At 45.6% G+C, this 19,394-nt stretch carries 13 protein-coding genes; 10 read left to right on the top strand and 3 right to left on the bottom strand.

The annotated features are described in order from the left end of the window. Positions 1-34 precede the first annotated feature (34 nt). The 3 genes from ISG33_RS14230 to ISG33_RS14220 all read right to left on the bottom strand — a co-directional run bounded on the left by ISG33_RS14230 (position 35) and on the right by ISG33_RS14220 (position 5,589). The gene (locus tag ISG33_RS14230; RefSeq protein WP_195734434.1) at positions 35-1,645 is read right to left on the bottom strand and encodes a general secretion pathway protein GspF; all 1,611 of its coding nucleotides are present in this window, start codon (positions 1,643-1,645) and stop codon (positions 35-37) included. Between the two features lie 105 nt (positions 1,646-1,750). Further along, positions 1,751-4,279, bottom strand: a complete 2,529-nt coding sequence (locus ISG33_RS14225) for a LamG domain-containing protein (RefSeq protein ID WP_229333610.1) — start codon at positions 4,277-4,279, stop codon at positions 1,751-1,753. Between the two features lie 2 nt (positions 4,280-4,281). Then, positions 4,282-5,589, bottom strand: a complete 1,308-nt coding sequence (locus ISG33_RS14220) for a hypothetical protein (RefSeq protein ID WP_195734260.1) — start codon at positions 5,587-5,589, stop codon at positions 4,282-4,284. A 770-nt stretch (positions 5,590-6,359) separates the two neighbouring features. On the opposite strand from ISG33_RS14220, the gene ISG33_RS14215 reads away from it, so the two are divergent. Genes ISG33_RS14215 through ISG33_RS14170 form a run of 10 tightly spaced genes read left to right on the top strand, consistent with a single transcriptional unit; the run spans position 6,360 to position 19,390 of the window. Then, complete coding sequence (locus ISG33_RS14215) at positions 6,360-9,122, top strand: HzsA-related protein (RefSeq protein WP_195734259.1); 2,763 nt, start codon at positions 6,360-6,362, stop codon at positions 9,120-9,122. Continuing rightward, positions 9,122-9,874, top strand: coding sequence for an SH3 domain-containing protein (locus ISG33_RS14210; protein WP_195734258.1), 753 nt, complete (start codon positions 9,122-9,124; stop codon positions 9,872-9,874). The genes ISG33_RS14215 and ISG33_RS14210 overlap by 1 nt, the downstream gene beginning before the upstream one ends. A gap of 39 nt (positions 9,875-9,913) precedes the next feature. After that, positions 9,914-10,624, top strand: coding sequence for an outer membrane beta-barrel domain-containing protein (locus tag ISG33_RS14205; RefSeq protein WP_195734257.1), 711 nt, complete (start codon positions 9,914-9,916; stop codon positions 10,622-10,624). Positions 10,625-10,639: 15 nt separating this feature from the next. Further along, positions 10,640-11,170: a TlpA family protein disulfide reductase gene (locus ISG33_RS14200; protein WP_195734256.1), complete on the top strand. Its 531-nt coding sequence runs from the start codon at positions 10,640-10,642 to the stop codon at positions 11,168-11,170. Between the two features lie 4 nt (positions 11,171-11,174). After that, positions 11,175-11,447 (top strand): DUF4266 domain-containing protein, encoded by a 273-nt coding sequence (locus ISG33_RS14195; protein WP_195734255.1) that lies wholly within the window; start codon positions 11,175-11,177, stop codon positions 11,445-11,447. After that, positions 11,434-12,624, top strand: a complete 1,191-nt coding sequence (locus tag ISG33_RS14190; protein WP_229333609.1) for a DUF3570 domain-containing protein — start codon at positions 11,434-11,436, stop codon at positions 12,622-12,624. The genes ISG33_RS14195 and ISG33_RS14190 overlap by 14 nt, the downstream gene beginning before the upstream one ends. Positions 12,625-12,626: 2 nt before the next feature. After that, positions 12,627-13,226, top strand: a complete 600-nt coding sequence (locus tag ISG33_RS14185) for a hypothetical protein (protein WP_229333608.1) — start codon at positions 12,627-12,629, stop codon at positions 13,224-13,226. Between the two features lie 18 nt (positions 13,227-13,244). Next, positions 13,245-15,254: an HlyD family secretion protein gene (locus ISG33_RS14180; RefSeq protein WP_195734253.1), complete on the top strand. Its 2,010-nt coding sequence runs from the start codon at positions 13,245-13,247 to the stop codon at positions 15,252-15,254. A 1-nt stretch (position 15,255) separates the two neighbouring features. Continuing rightward, on the top strand, positions 15,256-18,564 hold the full coding sequence (locus ISG33_RS14175) for a tetratricopeptide repeat protein (protein ID WP_195734252.1): 3,309 nt from the start codon (positions 15,256-15,258) through the stop codon (positions 18,562-18,564). Beyond that, positions 18,548-19,390: a tetratricopeptide repeat protein gene (locus ISG33_RS14170; RefSeq protein ID WP_229333607.1), complete on the top strand. Its 843-nt coding sequence runs from the start codon at positions 18,548-18,550 to the stop codon at positions 19,388-19,390. Before ISG33_RS14175 ends, ISG33_RS14170 begins: the two co-directional genes overlap by 17 nt. Positions 19,391-19,394: the final 4 nt, after the last annotated feature.

Genomic DNA, 19,394 nt, shown 5'->3' with positions numbered 1-19,394 from the left:
ATTGCTTAGTCTTCTTTATAACAAGAAGACTAACTTACGAGCCGATTGTGCCATTTACTATCGGGGCAAATGCAGTGAGTGAATCCATTAACGCCCCGTTACCTAAGCCATTTCTTGGGAACAGTTCAGCCATGCGCCCTTGCTCACCGTGTAAGGCCAAGTAATTTAGGATAACCGTTTCTACTAGCAGATTCACGTTGTTCGCCGCTGGTGTTGCTGACGTCTCAACTGCACCATCTCTGCGCATATAACCAATTTGTTTTGAGCGCGAATTGCCCATGGCGTCGAGCATGGCATCTGAGTCTGGGCTAAGTACCTGCGGGGCGCCGTCTGGGTTATAGACTAAGAAAAATGAACCAGCGGTTGACGAATTATCACCTGTCCATACACCTTTACCACGACCATTTTCTGAATCATCAATCATACCGTTTGAAAATACAGAGCCGTCACTCACTACATACATCATTACAGGGGTACGCAGTCTGGCTGCATACTCTAATACCGCGCCCATACAACGACCCGCACGTAAATCCCGAACCTCACCAGTTGCGCGATTTCCGGTATGATAGTCATAACCGCCCATCGTGATAGTGCCGGCACCAGCAAAACCATTTAGCACTAGCTTCATAACTGACGCTGTCTTTTGAAATTCACGATCACCGTCAAACTCTTCTTGGCTAAATATTCCGCCTTCGCCTACGATCTCTGGATCGCGCTCAGGATTTAGTGAGCTTGGATCGCCAAAACGGTCTGCAATGTCGGCGCTTTTTACATAGCCACAGCGCACTAGTTTTTTAAGTTCAGCGTCACCTACAACATTGGTATTAACGCGGTCTAGCTTCATGTCACTGATACGTTGAATCGACTCCATGACGGATACTGCGTCACCTTGGCTCAGTAAGCCCACTAGGTCACCGGTATCAACCAGTCCGGTTACGTCAGAAGGTCGGTCAATCTTAGTCGGGCGTTTACCGGGGTCTATCATTGCAGCAGGTGCCATTGAGCTACCGCCACTATCGGAGTTTCTTGAACCGATAAGTGTGAGCAGCGAGCCGTCGGCCCCAGCACGATTTATACCGTACATTGGATTGTGAGGGTTGTTCCCGGTATCGTTTTCAGAGCGAGCAGGTATTACTGCACCGCCTACGTTGGCGCGGTTGCCTACGGCGAGTTTATCTAAGATTCCGCGCAAGAATCCACTGTCGGCATGAAAAGCCAAACCTAGTTCGTTGTTAATGAAGTCACTTAGGCCTGTATCAGGATTCGCTATGCTCGGGATCATATCACCGGGTAGGCCTTGTCGACTGTAACCTTGCGTACTTAGGAAGTCGAGTTGACCTCCTCTGCCACCAATGAGTACATTCGAGCCAGCAATGTTCACGCCGCCTGCCAAGTCAAAGCAGATAAAGGGTATTTTACCTGCACCTAAGGTGGCTATATCACAATTGGCTTTCAATGCTTCTATATCAGGTGATAAGTCAGCAAAAGCTTTACTTGGTATCATTGAGCCGAGTAGCGAGCCGCCTACGACTGCGCCCATGCCGGCACAAAAACCTTGTGAAATAAATTCTCGACGCGTAACTGGACGTCCATGGTCTTGATGGAACAATGGAGCATCTGGATTGTCACCATTAACCCCGCCCATGCCGCCATGGTCAGTGCGAGCACTAGCACCTGTCGAAAATTTCTTGCCGAAAGTATGTGTTGTTCTTTTTGAAGTATTTTTCATAACTATCTCCTTTCGCCTCTGCTATTGCAATACAACAGCAGCACTGCCGAGAACGGCTGCACACGTTGCTTTCGCTACTGTGGGAGTGGTTTGTTCTGTACACATATTGTCGCTAGAGCAGGTGGTCAGACGATCAATAAGTGTATTCAATTCAGCGCTTACATCACTTGTTGATGGCTGGCTACTTAAGCCAGCGCCAATCATGCGATCGATAAGCGGGTTAATTAGTGCTGCTCTATCTGCAGGCGCTAAACCATCATTAGCGGACAATCCGAAATTAAAATCAGGGAAATAAGCGCTGCGTAAGCTACTATCTTCAACTAATACATCGCAGTAGCGAATTGCTAACTGCGTGATTGCCATTTGATTTGAAGCTAAGAAACTTTGCATATCAGTCACACTCGGCAATTGCTGTCTAAGTTGCGTGTAGGTTGTATTCACGTCGTTTTGTGATGCAGCTACGCCGGTCAGTGCAGCCATGCTTGCATTTACCTCAGCAAAGTTTCTGATGCCAATGTCAGCCTGAGGTGCCAAATCAACAGGAGCCGCGGCAACTGGTATTTCAGCTTCAGCGCGCAACGACACCGCATCACCTAGCACTTCAAATGTGAGGAAGAACTCATCGTCAATCGGGCCTTTTTGTACAGGAATAATGGTACCTTGTGGTGATAGCTGCTGTCCTAACTCGTTAGTTGCAGCTTGAACGCCGTCAACAGTCAGATTCAGCGTTGCAAATACTTGTCCGCCTGTTGCTTCGCGACCGTTCACCCCGATACGAATTCCCGTAAGAGTTATACCATCGAGGTTGGCATTGTCGGCTAAACTGATCATGAAGGGCTCTGTAAATAAGTAGCTATAAGAATCAAACTGACTGACTTTGAAACCAACATAGCTTTGTTCGACATTAATTACATCTGAAATGCCGAAGAGTAAAAAGAACTTCTCACCAACACCTGCATCGAAGTTTTTAACGATTTGCTCTTCAGTCAATATACGATTGTGCATTGCAGCCATTCTAATTGTGCCAGCCCAAGGAACATCGCCCGACACTTCGTTACCTAAAACAAAGGCAAAGCTATCGTCCCAGTCACCTAAGCCGGTCGCTTCTATTTCGTCGACGTCGTCAGTAAATTCACCATTAACATAAATTTGGCGACCGCCATTACCATCATAGTTAACCACAACATGCTGGAGTGCAGCTTGTAAATCTTCATCGGCGTCTCGCGTTGATAATGCGGGCATACCGTTAGAATCTGTATTGCCAGTGCGCAGCAGCATGTCGTAGTTATAAAGCGTTTGGCCAAGTGTGAAGTTTCTTCTGTCACGACCACCTGAATAACTGACTATGCGTGCTGGGCCTTCCTGTGTCACATTCGCTGGCGCAACCCAAGCCTCAATAGCAAATTCTCCTGTGGCAACAATTAAGTCATGGATTTTTTTGCTATCGGTTGTTGAACCTTGCGCTTTGCCGTTGGTGAGTTGTATGCCATTTCCACCAACCCAGTCATAACCACCGCTTAGCGTTAGGTTTAAGGCTGGCTCAACACCAGAGGTGTCGAAGGCAACATTCCCTACGCCTGATTTAAATTCCCACTTAGCAATAAGGTTGCTCTCAAAACGACCGCCACCCGTAGCGAGAGTGCCATCGAGAAGAGTGAGTGCGTGTGAACTTACCAAGTTAGGATCAAGCTGTGTGACCTCGATAGAATCAGCCATTGCAGCAATTGCAGCAGCTAAGTTTGCACCATCTTGCGCGCAATCGTTTGTCCAACAATTATGGAATTCATCACGCAATCTAGCGACTACTCGGGAGTCCGTCGGTAAATCGAGATTCATCTTCGGTGTTGCGGCAGCATAAGCCTCAGCAATGTCGGAAGACGCTAGGTAGGGTGATATAGGAATAGCAGCGCTGGATTGGTGGCATTCTGCGCAGTTATCGCGGAATACGGGGTAAACGTTTGCAGCGAAAAGTGCAGGGTCTGCAGGGAAGTTCTTGTTAGCCCCGGGAATGATTACTTCAGGTGCTTGCAACTCGATTGTTGTTGCCGTTTGTTCGTCGCTTATCCAGTTGCCAATCCAAGTTGTCAGGATGTCGGCACAGGCATTGTCGTCTGCTAGCCAGCAGTTGTGTCCACCAGCCACTTTGGTGACTAGTAAAGACTCGCTAATTTGAGATTGGTTTATTAACTGATTTACCTCAGCGTACGCGAGATTGATGTCGTCATTTCGAGCAAAAGGAGGTGATTGCTGATCTTGGACGTGACAAGCTCCGCAACGGTCAGCCTTGGCGATGTTGTCCCAGACGGACAATTTAAAGTTCTGAGTATCAGCAGTTGCTGGAGCAGGGCCAGAATAATTGACTACCGGTTGCTCAACAGGCGGTGGAAGAGGCGTTTGCTCAACTTCGGTATCGCTACCACCGCCACAACTCGCTAACAGTAAAATGGCAACGCTTGCTAATCCAATATGTTTTAGTGCGCTGGGTAGCACCGACGCTTTTTGATTCTGTGTTTGCATACTAGTTTCTTGTTGAGAATGATGTGTAAACATGATTATTCTCCCTTGCAATAGTCTGCTGTAGCGGCAAACACGTTTTTAATGTTGTAATTACTTCCAACGAATTCAGCTTGGATACTGCTAATGGTGTCGCGGTCAGTTTGGTCCTGCGGAGAACGTAAACACACGTTTTCAAACACCTTAGTAACCTGGCATTTTGCAAAGGTTTGCGTATTGGCTAGCTCTTCGCCCATCGACTTCGCACCACTGCCTGTACCAGGTAAATCTGGTGACCAACCAATAGTTTGGTTTTGGCCTTCACGCCAGTAGTTGTCCCACGTATCGTTCATGGTGACATAGCCAAACGGGAAGTTATTGGAGTTTATCCAGTACTTAGCTTGAACACGTAAATTAGTTTCAGGGTCGACTTGTCCCTCAGCGTTGTAAACTAAACTACCATTTTGACCTTCAGGATCGCCTTCTACATTATACTCGTAATTATAATAGGCAAAGGCTTGCGCTAATGGATCCATTCCAGAATGACAACCAGCGCATGAGTTTGTAAATATACGGCTGTCGCCACCTGGGCTTCGACTTAGGTCTTGGCGGATACGATCAGGTGGTAAACTAGCATCTTTAAATGCTTCTAAGTCCGCGCACATGTGGTTCATTAGTGTAAAACGAAACATGGCACGGTTAGTACCATCTTTGAAAAACGACTTCGCCGCTGCCCGCGTGGTCATTACACCAGCAGTGGCATCAGCAGGAATCCCTGTTACTGAAGATTGAGTGCTAGCAACCAAGACACTAGAGAGGTCGGCGCCTTGATTTTCTAGTGCTTCATAATGTGCATTGTTATTGTTGTTATAAGCTGGAACACCGGCACCGCTTTCAGCTACATAAATAATATCGCCGGTAAGTATCTGTCGAAAATCAACTTCATCTCTCACCATCCCGATAACGGTAGCCGTATAGTCGTTAAGCGGAGCAAACACGTCAAACTCTTCGTTTGTCCATGGCGTTACCCAATTTTTGATGGTGACGTTATAAAAGCTTGGTGAATCCATGGCAATTTCCGCAGCGGCACGGGCATTGCCCGCATCTATTAAGTCAGCCATTTGCTGGATAACTTCAGTGCTACCTGGAACGCCAGCTAAGCGGTCGTGCATGCGCTTAGCTTGCTCTAGAGAGCCTGCGTTTGCGGCACCACACAGCAATAGCAAGGGTACTGTTATGCAAGCTACCTTGAGCTTCGCCAATACACTTGATGATTGCGACCGATCGTTGAGCGAAGCACACTTTGCACTTTGCTTTGCTGTTTTAATGACTAGCGGGCGTTTGGATTCATTGTTAAACAAATACATCGAACCAACTCCTTTTATGAATTTGACCAACGTTATACCGCCTTTTAAAAAGCGGAAAGTTATTTTCTGTGAGTACTAAGTGTTTTAGCTTATACCGATGAGCGAAAAAAACAGCCCCCGTACATTAAATAAACACTCTTTTTTATCCCAGTGTAATCTAAGCTGTTATCATTACAATATCTATGCCCTTTGATTTAAGGCGCTGATTATTATCATTTTATTTGGAATTGTCCCTATTTTTTTTAAAAATTCATCCATAAAAAACCTGAAAAGTGTTGCCTTTTGCATACAGTGGCACTGTTTAATTAATGTACAATATCGCATACGCTACAGCGTTATTCTTCTGCAGTCCCTGCCAAGCCTGGAGTTAAGGAAATTTGAAAAGCTAGGCTAGAATATTTTTGAACGCACTTTATTGCATACAAACGCAAATTTTTCAAAAAAACTATATAACAAATGCGAAAGAAAAAGTTATTCTTATCTCAAATTTGAATATAAAGTCGCAAATGTAGGGTTCAAAAATATACCCAAAAGCCACGGTATGTTTTTTAATCCTTACATATGGAAAGTAATGTTGCCCTGTTGCCAGCTTGCTGTCAGGCTGTTTATGATAAATAAGTTGTGTGTGTATAAATCAATTAATAGGGTGTATTATTATATACCTTTAGGAAAGACAGAGCCTGCCGTTGCACTTTAGTGACACTATAAATTGTAGCAACAGAGCAGTATCGTTAGGATGCGTAGAAATCTGTATAAATAGGTCAAGCAAAATGAATACTCAAAATCAAAGCTATCAACAAAACGCCAAGAAATGCTGGCGCGCAGTGTTGTATGTATCGCTTGCTGTTGGCTTAGGTGCTTGTGGTGGTGAAGATATTTCATCGGAAGAACAAGAGCCCGATCCGGTTGTTGTAGATGTTCCTATTGCGGTTATTAAACGTGACCTTAGCGTCGAAGGGGCTGACCAGCAGCGTTCTATCGGAGAGCCCGCTTTGTTTGTGCCCGGCGCCTCTCTTGTGCTCAAAGCTAGAGCAAGCGCGAGTGCGGTTGAAGTTGACCTAACCGAAAGTATTTTTGCTGACCGCGTAGACGAGGAAGGCAATCGGCTACCTATCGATATTAAAGATTTAGAAAGCTCCTATGATGGTTCGCGTCTCATTTTTAGTATGCGTGCACCAGAAGATGAGGATGCAGATGATGATGAACAACCCACATGGAATATTTGGGAGTACATTCTCGAGACACAAGAACTAAGAAGGGTTATTGGCTCTGATATTGTTGCTGAAGCTGGCGAAGACACCGGGCCTATCTATTTGGCCGACGGAAGAATACTTTTTAGTTCTACCCGTCAGCGCGGCAATCAAGCAGTGTTGCTTGATGAGGGTAAGCCTCAATACAATGGCTTAGAAGAAGGTCTTGATGTGCATGCGTCGGTTTTACACATCATGGATGCAAATGGCGAAAACATTCAACAAATTTCATATAATCAAAGCCATGACCTCGACCCTCTCGTTGCGCCCAACGGGAAAATAATATTTAGTCGTTGGGATCAACTCTCTGGTAATAAGGGTGTGCATTTATATCAAATTAATCCCGATGGTAGCGACTTAGAAATACTCTACGGGCGCCACAGTCATGTTGATTCCAACGGTGATAATGCCGACATTCACTTTACGCAAACGCGAGTCACCCCAGACGGCCGCATTTTGGTCGCGCTCACGCCTTTTGAGAAAGATGAGCTTGGGACTGACTTTGTGTCAGTTGATGTTGACAATTATATTGACAACTTCATGCCTATTGCATCAGCTGAATCACTCAGTGGTCCGGCACAAGAAAAAGCATTATTTGAAAACATTGATATAGAAGCTGATATTTCACCAGGTGGCTATATTGCCGCACTTTATCCGCTGTTCGATGGTAGCGGGCGCCAACTTTTTAGCTGGTCACAATGCCGTTTACTTGCTCCTCTTGCCGAAGATGCCGAAGTAGATGCAGAGCGCCAGATCGCTCCATGCACTGAAGAGAATCTAGCGGATGATAATTTTGAGCAGGCACCATCTTTGTACGGGCTGTGGATGTTTGATCCGGTTGAAGGTACTCAGCTTCCCCTAGTGGTACCACAAGAAAACGTTGCTTATTCTGAAGTCGTTGCAGTTGAAGACCGTCCTTTTCCTGCAGATCCGCAGTCAACCATTGATAGCGCTGATACTGGCTTAATCGATGCTGGTATGGGTATTATTCACATTCGTAGTGTTTACGACTTTGCCGGTGAGGATCGAAGCCCAGCAGGCCTTATCAATATGGCCGACCCAACACAAGTAACGCCCGACGAACGTCCTGCGCGTTTTCTACGCGTGGTTAAAAGTGTATCGATTCCAGATGACGATACCCTTGACTTAGATAACAGTGCTTTTGGGCGCTCACGTAACGAACTGATGCGAGAAATACTCGGCTACACCCCCATTCAGCCTGATGGCTCAGTGAAAGTGGCAGTGCCGGCAAATCTGCCCTTTGCAATAAGTGTGGTAGATGCCGACGGTCGCAGAATTTCAGCTCGTCATGAAAACTGGTTACAAGTTGCACCAGGTGAAACCAAAACCTGCAGTGGTTGTCATGATGGAAACACACGCAATGCAGTAGCCCTTATGCCGCACGGTAGAAGCGATGCTGAAACCGAATCAATCAATCTAGGTGCGCCAAGTACCGGTGTCCCGTTTCCAAATACTAACCCTGCGCTCTTTGCTGATATTGGTGAAACCATGGCAGAAACCTTCACTCGTATTAATGGGGTTCCAAATTTGAATCCCGATATTATTTTTGAAGATGTATGGACTGATCCTGCTGTGCAAACCCCAGCTGAGTCATATCAGCTTCGTTACGCCGACATCCCCACACCTCAAGTTGAAGAGGGAGCAACAGCGCCCCGTACAATTCCAATCTCTGTTAGTTGTGGATTAACATGGACCTCAATCTGTAGATCGGTGGTGAACTTCCCCGATCACATTCAGCCTCTATTCGACCTTGATCGTTCAGTAGTAGACGATATGGGTATGGTGGTATCGGATACGACCTGTGCGTCTTGTCACAACCGCTTCGATGCTGATAATGAATTGCAGGTACCTGCGGGTCAACTAGAACTTACTAGCAATCCGTCGCCAGTTAATGCAGACTTACTCACAAGTTATCGAGAGTTGATGTTCAACGATGTTGAACTGGAAATTATCGACGGGGCTTTGTTGCCACGATTAATTCCTGTTTTCGACAATAATGGCGATCCTGTTTTTGAAGTTGATGAAGAGGGCGAACTCATTCTTGATGCGGAAGGAAACCCCATCCAAGTAACACAACAGGTTACCGTAACTTCTTCCATGCGCACTGCTGGCGCGAATGCCAGCGGTAGATTTTTCGCGCCTTTTGAAGAGGGTGGCAGTCACCAAGGTTGGTTAAGCCCTGCAGAGCTTCGTTTAATAAGCGAATGGCTGGATGTTGGTGGCCAAAATTACAATAACCCTTTTGATGCACCAGCGAATTAATGAAATCGACACTTAACCATATTATTATTGCTCTTGTTGCTTTAGCTGCAAGCTATAGTCCATTTGCATCCGCCGACGACTTGGTGGTAACCATTGTTGAGCCTTACATCGATTTTCGTACCGGTCCAGCGAGTGAATACCCTATTTTCCATGTTGCCGAGCAGGGTGAAAAAATCACGGTAGTGAAGAAAAAAACCGGATGGTATAAAGCGATTTCTATTGATGGAAAAGAAGGCTGGGTTTCGGCTGAACAGTTAGGCAAAACCCTCAAACCAAATGGTGAAGTACTTTACGTACCAACGGGTACTTTTGAGGATTACGGAAATCGTAACTTCGAATTGAGCGTTTTTGGAGGCGTGCTGGAAAACGTCACATCGATGACGGTGGCCACCTCTTGGAATTGGACCGGCAACCTTGTTGCAGAAGCCACTTACACCCAAGCTTTGGGTGATTTTTCAGAGAACAAACTATGGTCTGTGCGTCTTCAACACCATACTTTTCCTGAGTGGAAGTTGAGTCCTTATTTAACTATTGGTGCCGGCCAAATTAGCACTCGACCACGTTCTAACTTAGTGCAAAGTGGTGACGAGGAAAGAAAAAGCGACCTTTATGAAGTGGGTGGCGGCTTGCGTTACTACATCGCTCGCAACGTTACAGTGAAATTAGAATACAGACGAATTGCGGCCTTGACTGATCGTGACGACCAAGAACGTTTAGAAGAATTTAGATTGGGTTTTGCGGTTTTCTTTTAGAGCCGGGAAATACGAGATGCCCATTATCATGGTGAAAAAATGAAATTACGAAAAATAGCTCCGCAAGTCATCGATAAACTTAACAAGTTTACAGTCAGCTTCGCGGCTTTGTTGTTACTTTGCGCTGGATTATCACAGGCGCATGCTGCTCAACCCGCTATTGCCAGCATACAAGATGACAACGCGCAAGAGCGACCTCCTGCACTGATTGACCCCAATGTTGAGCGGCGTGAAATTGATGAGTCAGACATCGACACCGAGAACTTTGAGCTAGGGGTGTTTGGTGGCTTTATGACGATTGAAGACTTCGAATCGGATGCCGTGGTTGGCGCAACACTTGCGTATCATATTAATGAACATTTCTTTTTAGAAGCGGCCTATGCAGAAACTACTGCGGGGCAGACGAGCTTCGAGAAACTCTCAGGTGGAGCGCCTTTTTTGACCGAAGAAGAGCGTGACTATAGGTATTATAACTTATCACTAGGGTTCAATATAAATGGTGAAACCTTCCTCACAGATAATTTAGTCTTTAATTCTGACTTTTACTTGTTGATGGGCGCTGGCAGTACCGAGTTTGGTGGTGACGAGCGTTTTACAGTCAGTGTTGGAGCAGGGTATCGATTATTACTTACCGATTTTTGGGCGCTGAGAGTGGATGTGAAGGATCACATATTCAACAGCGACATTATCGGAGTAGAAAAGGATGTTCATAATTTGGCGTTCACGCTAAGCACAACATTCTTCTTTTAATTACAGGACACTATTATGATTTTTAGAAAAGCACACTCAAGATTATCCCTTCGTCAGTTATTGTTATTAGGCGCAACCACCCTCGCACTCAGTTTTGGGAGCGCTCAGGCGTCGGGCCCAGTTACTGGTAAGCCCTCTCCTGACTTCACATTAGAAAGTAAAGACGGTGGAAATATGCGCTTGTCGGAACAGCGTGGCAATATCGTTTTGGTGAATTTTTGGGCGAGCTGGTGTGGTCCATGCCGTGAAGAGTTACCGGCCTTTGAAGAGCTCTATCAAGAATACGCTGATTTAGGTGTTGAGATATTAGCCGTGAATGTTGATGACGAAAAAGAAAAAGCCAACGTTTTATTGGACGATATTGAAGTGAGTTTTCCAGTGTTGTTTGATACCGCTGGTGACGTAAGCAAGTTATACGATGTGAATGCAATGCCTACGACTGTCATGGTCGACCGTGATGGCAATGTGCGTTTATTGCACCCTGGTTATAGAAAGGGTGATGAGAAAAAATACGAAAAAGCTATAAAAATGCTAATGAGGGAGTAACACAATGAATTTATTCAAAAAGTCTTCTATAAAATTAACGCTAGTAGCTAGCCTTGCGCTCTTGGGTAGTGGTTGTGCTAGCACCCTAGAGAGTTTAAATCCACTCGCAGACTTAGAGCCCTGGGTTAAACCCTATGAGCGAAGCAACTTGGCCGACCCCATCATGAGTATGAATCGTAATCCGGTGGCTTTGGCTTATGCCAAGCACGTATTTGAATCGCGAGAAGGTGCCCGTGGTGCCGATGGCGGAGCAGGTGGCGGTTGTGGCTGCAACTAATCAAGGCTTGGTGCAGGCTATGCGTCAAAATCTGAATAATGCGAGCGCGTTTGTTGTTGCGCTTGCACTTGTTATCAGTGTGCTGTTTGCAGGTCTAGCGAAGGCGGCGGTACTACCTACCGAACGAGCCGATGTACTCTACCACGCTTACGAAGGTGATGGCGTGACCATTGACGGGCCGTCGGTTTTGCTCCGCAAAAACATCGCCGGCAGAGTGTCGATCTCTGCAAACTACTACGTCGATACTGTATCAGGAGCGTCAATCGATGTGCGCTCTACAGCTAGCCCTTACCAAGAGGTGCGTAAAGAAAAAACCGTTGGTATCGACTTCCTTAATAACAAGACTCTCATCAGCACAAGCTTTACTAACAGTAGCGAAAATGACTTTGAGGCTAACTCTGTTTATTTAGGCGTGAGCCAAGACTTTTTTGGCGATCTCAGCACCATCAGCCTTAGTTATTCCAAAGGGTGGGATGTTGTAGGTCGAAGAGGCGATGAGAGCTTTGAAGAGGAAGCTAATCGTCAAAAGTTTGGGCTAGGTTTTAGCCAAGTCGCTACCAAAAGTCTTATCCTAGGTTTTAACATAGAGCATATTTCTGATGAAGGCTATTTGAATAACCCTTATCGCGCCGTGCGCTTCCTTGACTCCAGTACCGATCGAGGCTTTTCTTTTGCTACTGAAACCTATCCTCGTACACGCTCAAGCACGGCTTATTCCATAAACGCGAATTACTATCTACCTTATCGCGCTGCCTTGTATGGCGATGCGCGAACCTACAATGATACTTGGGGCATTAAAGCGCGTAATTTCCGCATCGGGTATTTGCAACCCTACAAAGACAGTTGGTTATTCGAAGTCTTTGTTCGCTATTACGAGCAAGACAAGGCCGACTTCTATCAAGACCTATTTAATCGCCCTAATGAGTTTAATTTCATGGCGCGTGACAAGGAAATGAGCACCTACAACGGTCTGACCGCTGGAATTAGCGTGGCTTACGAATGGCAATTTTCGCAAACAGCGACCTTCAAAAAAAGTTCGGTACACTTTGAGTGGGATTATATGAAGTTTGCCTATGACGATTTCCGCGACGCAACTGCAGACGCACCGGTTGGTGAAGAGCCATTATTCGGTTTCTCGGCGAATGTGCTGCGCATCTTTGCCTCAGTTTGGTATTAATTATGAGAACAACTTTGACTACATTCATTCACACATTTGCAATGGCGGCGCTATTCGCACTGTTGTTTACGTCGGCTTCTTTGAGCGCTCAAGAAGACCAAGCTCCTGCATCTGAAGAAGCTTTGCTTGCCCCCGTGCTAGAAGAACCACCATTGCCTGATAGTAAGTTAGCTGAAGAGATGGAAACGTTGAAGCAAGCTTTAGTGAACTTGAATCGCGACTTATTCATTTTAGAAGAAGATTTGTTATTCCCTTCTAGTACTCAAATTGCCGTGTACTTAGCGATGGACGTGGGTGAGTATTTTAAGCTCGATGCTGTTGAGCTTAAAATTGACGGCGAGTTGGCTACCAATTATTTGTATACCGATCGCCAAGTTAACGCACTTTTTAAAGGTGGTGTTCAGCGTTTATATGTGGGTAACGTGAATCAAGGTATGCGTGAAATTACCGCCTTCTTTATCGGCACTGGCCCCGAGAATCGACCTTACAAAAGAGCGGTAACGCTTGAGCTTGAAAAGGACGACGAAGCGGCTACTGTTGAGTTAAAGATTGTTGATTCGACCACGAAGCAGCAGCCTGTCTTCGAAGCTACAGTACTCTAAGTCGGGTTATCAGAATTTATGCAGCTTAAGGCTCACTCATTTTCAAGTTTATCAAAATTGGCGCTGGTATCGTTAACACTGGTGTCTTTGTCGGCCTGTTTTTCAACGCCGCCTGCGCCTGCAGAGCCTGAAGATACGCGTTCACCAGAGCAAATTCTTGCGCAAAAACGTCAGCATCTGGCTTTTGGACAGGTGCTATACAGCTACTTTCAAGATGTGCCAGACCAAACCTTATTGCAAAGTGCTATCACGCGTTTGAACGAAGACATTGCGCAAACGCCATATGGTGTTGATGATAACGATCGTCTTGAATTAATGAAAGGCGCTGTGAGTTTGCAATTGGGCATGACGCAACAAGCTGAAACCATATTCAGACGACTATTGTCGGACACGACCGATGATTATATCCGCGCTAATACATGGTTTTGGTTGGCTAAATCAGGCTTTGCACAAAAAAATGATGGTATTAGTCAGCGCGCGTATGCTGCTATTTTTGATAACGATCTAGAAGATGAACTCAGTGATGAGCATCTTGAAGAGTTACTTTATCAAGTTAGCCACGAAAAAATGGAAGAAGGAGATGAATGGCGAAGCATTGCCGACGAACTGCCAAGCGACTCTATTTATCAAACCTATTTATTGGCGAATCAAGCGGTATTACTGCACAGTCAGCAAAATTTTGAAGCCGCAAACGATTACTTTATTGCGGCAAAATTAAAGCTTGATGAAACGCCTCTTGAAAACGCAATTCAAGACCCTGCCGATAACAACAGCTGGTGGAGCTGGTTTGATTGGTTCGGCAATGGTTTAAGTGATAGCCAAGAGCAACAGGCGAATAAAGAACGCAACGCCTTGTTCGATCGCTTAAATTATGGGTTAGGCATCAGCCTACTCGATAACAAGGATTATACTAATGCCCTTGTTGCCCTGCAGCAAATTGGGCGTGAGTCGTTGGAAGCAGAACAATCTCTTCTCACCTACGGTTGGACCTTGGCGCAAGAAAATCGTTGGCAAGAAGCAATGGCAGCCTGGCGATATTTGCGCGACAACAGCGAAGGCATTTTCGCTTTACAGGCGAGTCACGGATTAGCATTTGGTTATGAACAACAAGGTGCGATGGCTGAGGCTTTTAATTCTCTGCGAGATTCCTCTCGTCAGCTCGATATAGCGATGGCTTCTCTCGCTGCGTTTCAAGAGCAAGTTAAACAAGAAGATTTTTTTGATACGGTAACCAATGGTAATTGGCCAATAGAACATCGTGACATACAGATTTTATTATTAAGCGGCGATGGTGAATTAGATACCGCTTATTTGCTTGATATGCGCAGACAAGCCAAGTTATTACTAAACACGCTGCATAGCAATTTGGCACAAATCGATACCATGCATGGCTTGCTTGATGAACGTGAAAAGGCATTTATAAAACGCAGTGAAAATTTGTCCTTGGTGACGGCTCAGAATACTCTTGATGAAGCCCAGCTCAAAATAGAACAATATGATGCTATCCTAGCTAACGCTGAAAACTCATCTACGCTATACGCTAACGAAGATATTGTTGCGGCACTCGCTCGTTTAGAGCGCGCAGAAGCACGCATTGAACGTATTAATAATGAGCGTGAACGTAAGTTGTCGAAGAAATATGGGCAACGCGTTGCCCGCTTGAAAGGCTATCTCGAATGGCAATTATCTGAAGCCTACCCAAGCGCCCGCTGGCAACATCAAAAACAACTCAATGAGTTAGAGAGAGCTTATGCCGCTGCGAGCAAACAGTTTAGACAGCTAAGGCTACTACAGAACAATACAGCGATAATCGATAAACAACGAGAGAAAGTAAAAGAAATGGAGCGAAAAGCACAAGCCGATTATCTTCGCACTAAAGCCTTACTAGACTCTATAACTGCAAAGTTAACCGCCTTCCTAGAAGAAAATATGACTGCTCGAATGCAGGATTTGGCTGATCAACAAATTGCTACTCGTCTTGCGATCATTCGCATCCAAGACTTAGCTCAGCCGGTAAGGGGAGAATAAGATGAAAAAGTTACTTATTCTCTCGCTCACTATGTTGCTAGCAAGTTGCAGTATGTTTTCCTCCGAAGAGAGTACAATGGTAGCTGAAGGTGTGAGTGATGGCGTGAGTGCTCGCCCGACATTAGCAGAACTTGATTTACAACCGATTAAAGTCGAGCCTTCGATTGCACCGCGTTTATCCTTAAAAGAAACTCGTGATGAGTACGCCGCACTTTTACCCTTGTTAAAAGATGAGAAACAAAAGCAGCAGGTCGCCTTTCGATTAGCTGATATTGAAATGCAGTTGGCTGAAATTGCCCAAGAGGAAGGCATTCCTCTTGAAGAGCAACAGGCACAAGTTGCTTCTACGGAAGTTAGCGATGGTATTGGGCAACTGCAACCGGCCAGTTATTTTAACAAAGCCATATCACGCTATCGCGAAGTACTCGAGCAACAGGCTGATTTGCTTGCCAAGGTGAATGACATGAAAGCCGCTGCAGCGCTTGAGGGTGCTACGCCAGTTGATATACAAGCCTTAGAGGAAGCAAAGCGCACGGAAACAAAATACATGGATGCAATGTATCAATTGTCTCGCGCCCTCGACCTAGACGGCAAAAAAGTAGAAAGTGTTGAGGTTGCAAAGCGCTTTCTCGAGACCTTCCCTACTGAAACTAACCCCGTGACCAACTACCACATCGAGCTCTATTTTAGAATTGGCGAGTATTATTTTACCCGGACAGATTACGAAACAGCCGTATTTAATTATGGCCAAGTATTGGCATTGTCAGAAAAAGCCTCGAGTCTAGATGCGAATAACTTTTATGGTATTTCTGCATACATGCAAGGCTGGAGTTTCTTCAAGCAAGAGGATCACCCAAATGCCTTGGTATCTTTTTCAAAAATGCTAGACGATACTTTAGATGACAACTCATATACGCAAACCTTCACGCGTATTGAAGAGCTACCGTTAGGACAACAACGATTAGTTAAAGATACCCTACGTATTATGGCCTTGCTGTTCTCCTACTCTGGTAACGGAGAAGCCATTAGAGATTTCTTCGCGGCTAATGGCGAGCGTGCATACGAACATCTTATTTATGAAGAACTCGCCCAACAACACCTTAACAATGACCGCTTTAAAGATAGTGCCGATACGCTTTTGGTGTTTGCCAGCACTTATCCCACACATGGCCGCGCCGTGGAATTTTATGTACGACACATCGACGCTTACATCTTGGGTGATTTTCCGGCCTTAGTATTGGAAGCGAAGCAGGGCTTTGTTGCTGCCTATGGTATCGATGGCCCCCATTTTGATGGCTTGACCAGTTTGTTAGGCCAGCAAACGGCGGCTTATCTGCGCCAGTACCTCAAAGAGTTAGCGCAAAGCGAACATAGTATCGCGCAAACCTTAGATCGTATGCTGAATACAGGCGCTACCTCTTCGGCTGGAAGCGAAACGGCTGCCAGTTCATTTGTTGGAACGCAGTTGAGTGAAGGTCAAAGCGCTAGTTGGAGCAACGCGTCGGTAAACGACTTGTCGACGCTTAGGCAAGAAGCCTTCGAGGCCGCAGCTTTATATTACGACCAGTTTATTCGCACCTTCTCACCTGATGAGGAAGTAGCGCAAATGCGTTTTTACTTAGCTGAGGCATTGAGCTCAGCAGGAAAATTGAATAAAGCTATCGAAAGTTTTGAAATCTATGCATATCAAGACTCTCCAAATCCTTTGGCGAGCGAAGCGGCATATGCGGCGCTTTTACTCTTCGAGAGAGTAACATCCAATGCTGCAGGCCGAGATGCAAACTTCCTTGCTCAGTTAGAAGCTAGAAAAATGATCAGTCAGCAGCTTTTCGTGGAGAATTTTGCTGCCGATCCACGAACGGTGAACGTAACGCAATCGCTTATGCAACGTTTGTTTGAACAAGAAAAGTATATGGAAGCAATGCGTTGGGCAAACTGGTTGTTAGCCGGTGACAAACTCAACGGCGCTGCTTATGCGCAGTCGAACTTTTCTGAGGCAGAGTTGCGAGCTGCCCATATTGCTGTACACGACGTAGAAAAAGAAAGCATGATTTCTGCGCGCCTGGTGTTATCGCATAGTCATTTCGCGTTAGAAAACTATAAAACCGCGCAAGCCGGCTACGAAACGTTGCTAAGCATATTACCGAGTGACGACGAACGAGTTGAAGACCTGACTAATCGCTTAGCTGCAACTTTCTTCCAACAGTCTGAACAAGTACTCGCGTCGGCGAAAGTAAAAGAAGTGTTGTCGGCTCCGCTACCTGAAGGTCAGGATATTGCGATACTGAGTGAAACACAAAAGCTTGCACTGAGTGATAGTATTGCTTTGCTAGGTAAAATCATGCAGCAAACGCCCAACTCTACTTTCCGAGCAGCGGCGCAATATGATTCGGCAACCTACTTGCTGGCGCTTGAGTCGTGGGCTGATGCCTTATCTCTATTGCTTGATTTTCAAACACGCTTCCCGACAAACGATTTAGTGTCGACGATTCCGGGTAAGCTCTTAGTTGCTTATGAAAAATCTGAGCAATGGGAGCCTGCCGCGAACATGCTCATAGCGCAGCATAAGTCGCAACCTGATACTCAATTAGGCCGAGAGTCATTATTTGTTGCCGCAGAATATTATTTGAAAGCGGGAAACAAAGCTCAAGCCTTGGATTCTTTTAGATCCTACGCCCACCGATATCCTTCTCCACTGTCGGATGCCAACGAAGCGCGCTTTAAGTTAACAGAATTTTACCGCGAAAGTGGCGAGCAATCGAAAAGACGCTTTTGGTTGAACAAACTCATTGATGCTGATCGCGCAGCCAAAGATGAGCGCTCCGATCGTTCTCGTTATTTAGCAGCAATGGCATCGATGGTATTTGCCAATGATGCAGACCTTGCTTATAAGAAAATTAAGCTTACGCTACCATTGAATAATAGTCTGCAACGCAAACAAACGGCTCTTAGTACTGCGATTGGCCGCTATGATGGTGTTATGGCGTATGGGGTAGCAGAGTTCACTACTCAAGCAAATTACGCGTTAGCAAATTTGTATGCCGTGTTAGCGACCGATTTGATGGATTCAGCCCGCCCCACAGGTTTGTCTGCATTAGAGATGAGCCAATATGAACTATTGCTTGAAGAGCAGGCTTTTCCCTTTGAGGAAACTTCAATTAGTTTGCACGAAAATAACGCCAAGCGAGCACATAGTGGCTTGTATGACGATTGGGTAAAAGAGTCCTTAAAGACACTGGAAGGCTTACTGCCTGTAAGATACCGCAAACCTGAGCAAATTGAGGAGCTAAGCGTTGAAGACTTTGAATAAAATGAAGTTGCCGCTGTTTCTTATTGCTGCAAGTTTTCTACTAGGTGCTTGTTCCAGCCTACCATCATTGCCAAGTTTTTCTGGTGATGATAATCCCGAAGCCGAAAGTGCAGAAGTAGCGGGTGATGCGCTTAGTAATGAACAAGGTGAAGGTGCAGAAGCTGTTGTCTTGAGTCCAGAAGAACAAGAGCAACAAGCGCTGCTATTGAAAGCTAATGAATTACTCGCATCGGTCAATGCATTTGAGTTGGATAAACAAGCTCAGAAGCCACTATCTTCAGCCCAGATGAGTATGGTTCAAAATGCCATGAATGCGCTGGCAAATGCCAATATAGACGGTGCAAAGACGGCGATACAGCGCGTGATAGATGACCCAGATTTCATTGCTTCACCCCATAGTTCTGTTTGGGTGTTGCGCGGCGATATTCACCGTTCGGAAAAAGACACAGAACAAGCTATCAATGATTATAAAGCTGCCATTGCTATTGCCGCAAATAACTATCAGGCACATAATAGGCTGGCTCAGTTATACCGTAATGCAGGTGACTTTGTTGTAGCTAAACAACATTACGATGAGGCTTTGCAAGCGTGGCCTGGTAATGCGGCAACCTATCGAAATAGAGGGATACTATTTGATCTTTACATCGGTGACAAAAAGTCTGCTTTGGCTGACTATCAGCTTTACAAAGCCTTTCTTGATATTGAGCTGAGCGCAGTTGAAGCACCGTCAAAATCCTTGTTGCGCGAGCAACGCTTAGCTGGGCAGTGGATTACCGATATTAAACGCCAAATAAAGGCGATTGAAAGAGAGAAAGCAAATGGATAAAGTC

The sequence above is a fragment of the Marinibium conchae genome (assembly GCF_015595035.1).
Lineage (GTDB): Bacteria > Pseudomonadota > Gammaproteobacteria > Enterobacterales > Alteromonadaceae > Glaciecola.
Note: the sequence above shows the minus strand (reverse complement) of the source record. Positions and strands in the feature narration are given on the sequence as shown.

Excerpts from the sequence above, each read along its gene's own strand:
- ISG33_RS14230 (WP_195734434.1), bottom strand. The coding sequence starts at position 1,645 with ATGGGCGGGGTTAATGGTGACAATCCAGATGCTCCATTGTTCCATCAA.
- ISG33_RS14225 (WP_229333610.1), bottom strand. The coding sequence starts at position 4,279 with ATGTTTACACATCATTCTCAACAAGAAACTAGTATGCAAACACAGAAT.
- ISG33_RS14220 (WP_195734260.1), bottom strand. The coding sequence starts at position 5,589 with ATGTATTTGTTTAACAATGAATCCAAACGCCCGCTAGTCATTAAAACA.
- ISG33_RS14215 (WP_195734259.1), top strand. The coding sequence starts at position 6,360 with ATGAATACTCAAAATCAAAGCTATCAACAAAACGCCAAGAAATGCTGG.
- ISG33_RS14210 (WP_195734258.1), top strand. The coding sequence starts at position 9,122 with ATGAAATCGACACTTAACCATATTATTATTGCTCTTGTTGCTTTAGCT.
- ISG33_RS14205 (WP_195734257.1), top strand. The coding sequence starts at position 9,914 with ATGAAATTACGAAAAATAGCTCCGCAAGTCATCGATAAACTTAACAAG.
- ISG33_RS14200 (WP_195734256.1), top strand. The coding sequence starts at position 10,640 with ATGATTTTTAGAAAAGCACACTCAAGATTATCCCTTCGTCAGTTATTG.
- ISG33_RS14195 (WP_195734255.1), top strand. The coding sequence starts at position 11,175 with ATGAATTTATTCAAAAAGTCTTCTATAAAATTAACGCTAGTAGCTAGC.
- ISG33_RS14185 (WP_229333608.1), top strand. The coding sequence starts at position 12,627 with ATGAGAACAACTTTGACTACATTCATTCACACATTTGCAATGGCGGCG.
- ISG33_RS14180 (WP_195734253.1), top strand. The coding sequence starts at position 13,245 with ATGCAGCTTAAGGCTCACTCATTTTCAAGTTTATCAAAATTGGCGCTG.
- ISG33_RS14175 (WP_195734252.1), top strand. The coding sequence starts at position 15,256 with ATGAAAAAGTTACTTATTCTCTCGCTCACTATGTTGCTAGCAAGTTGC.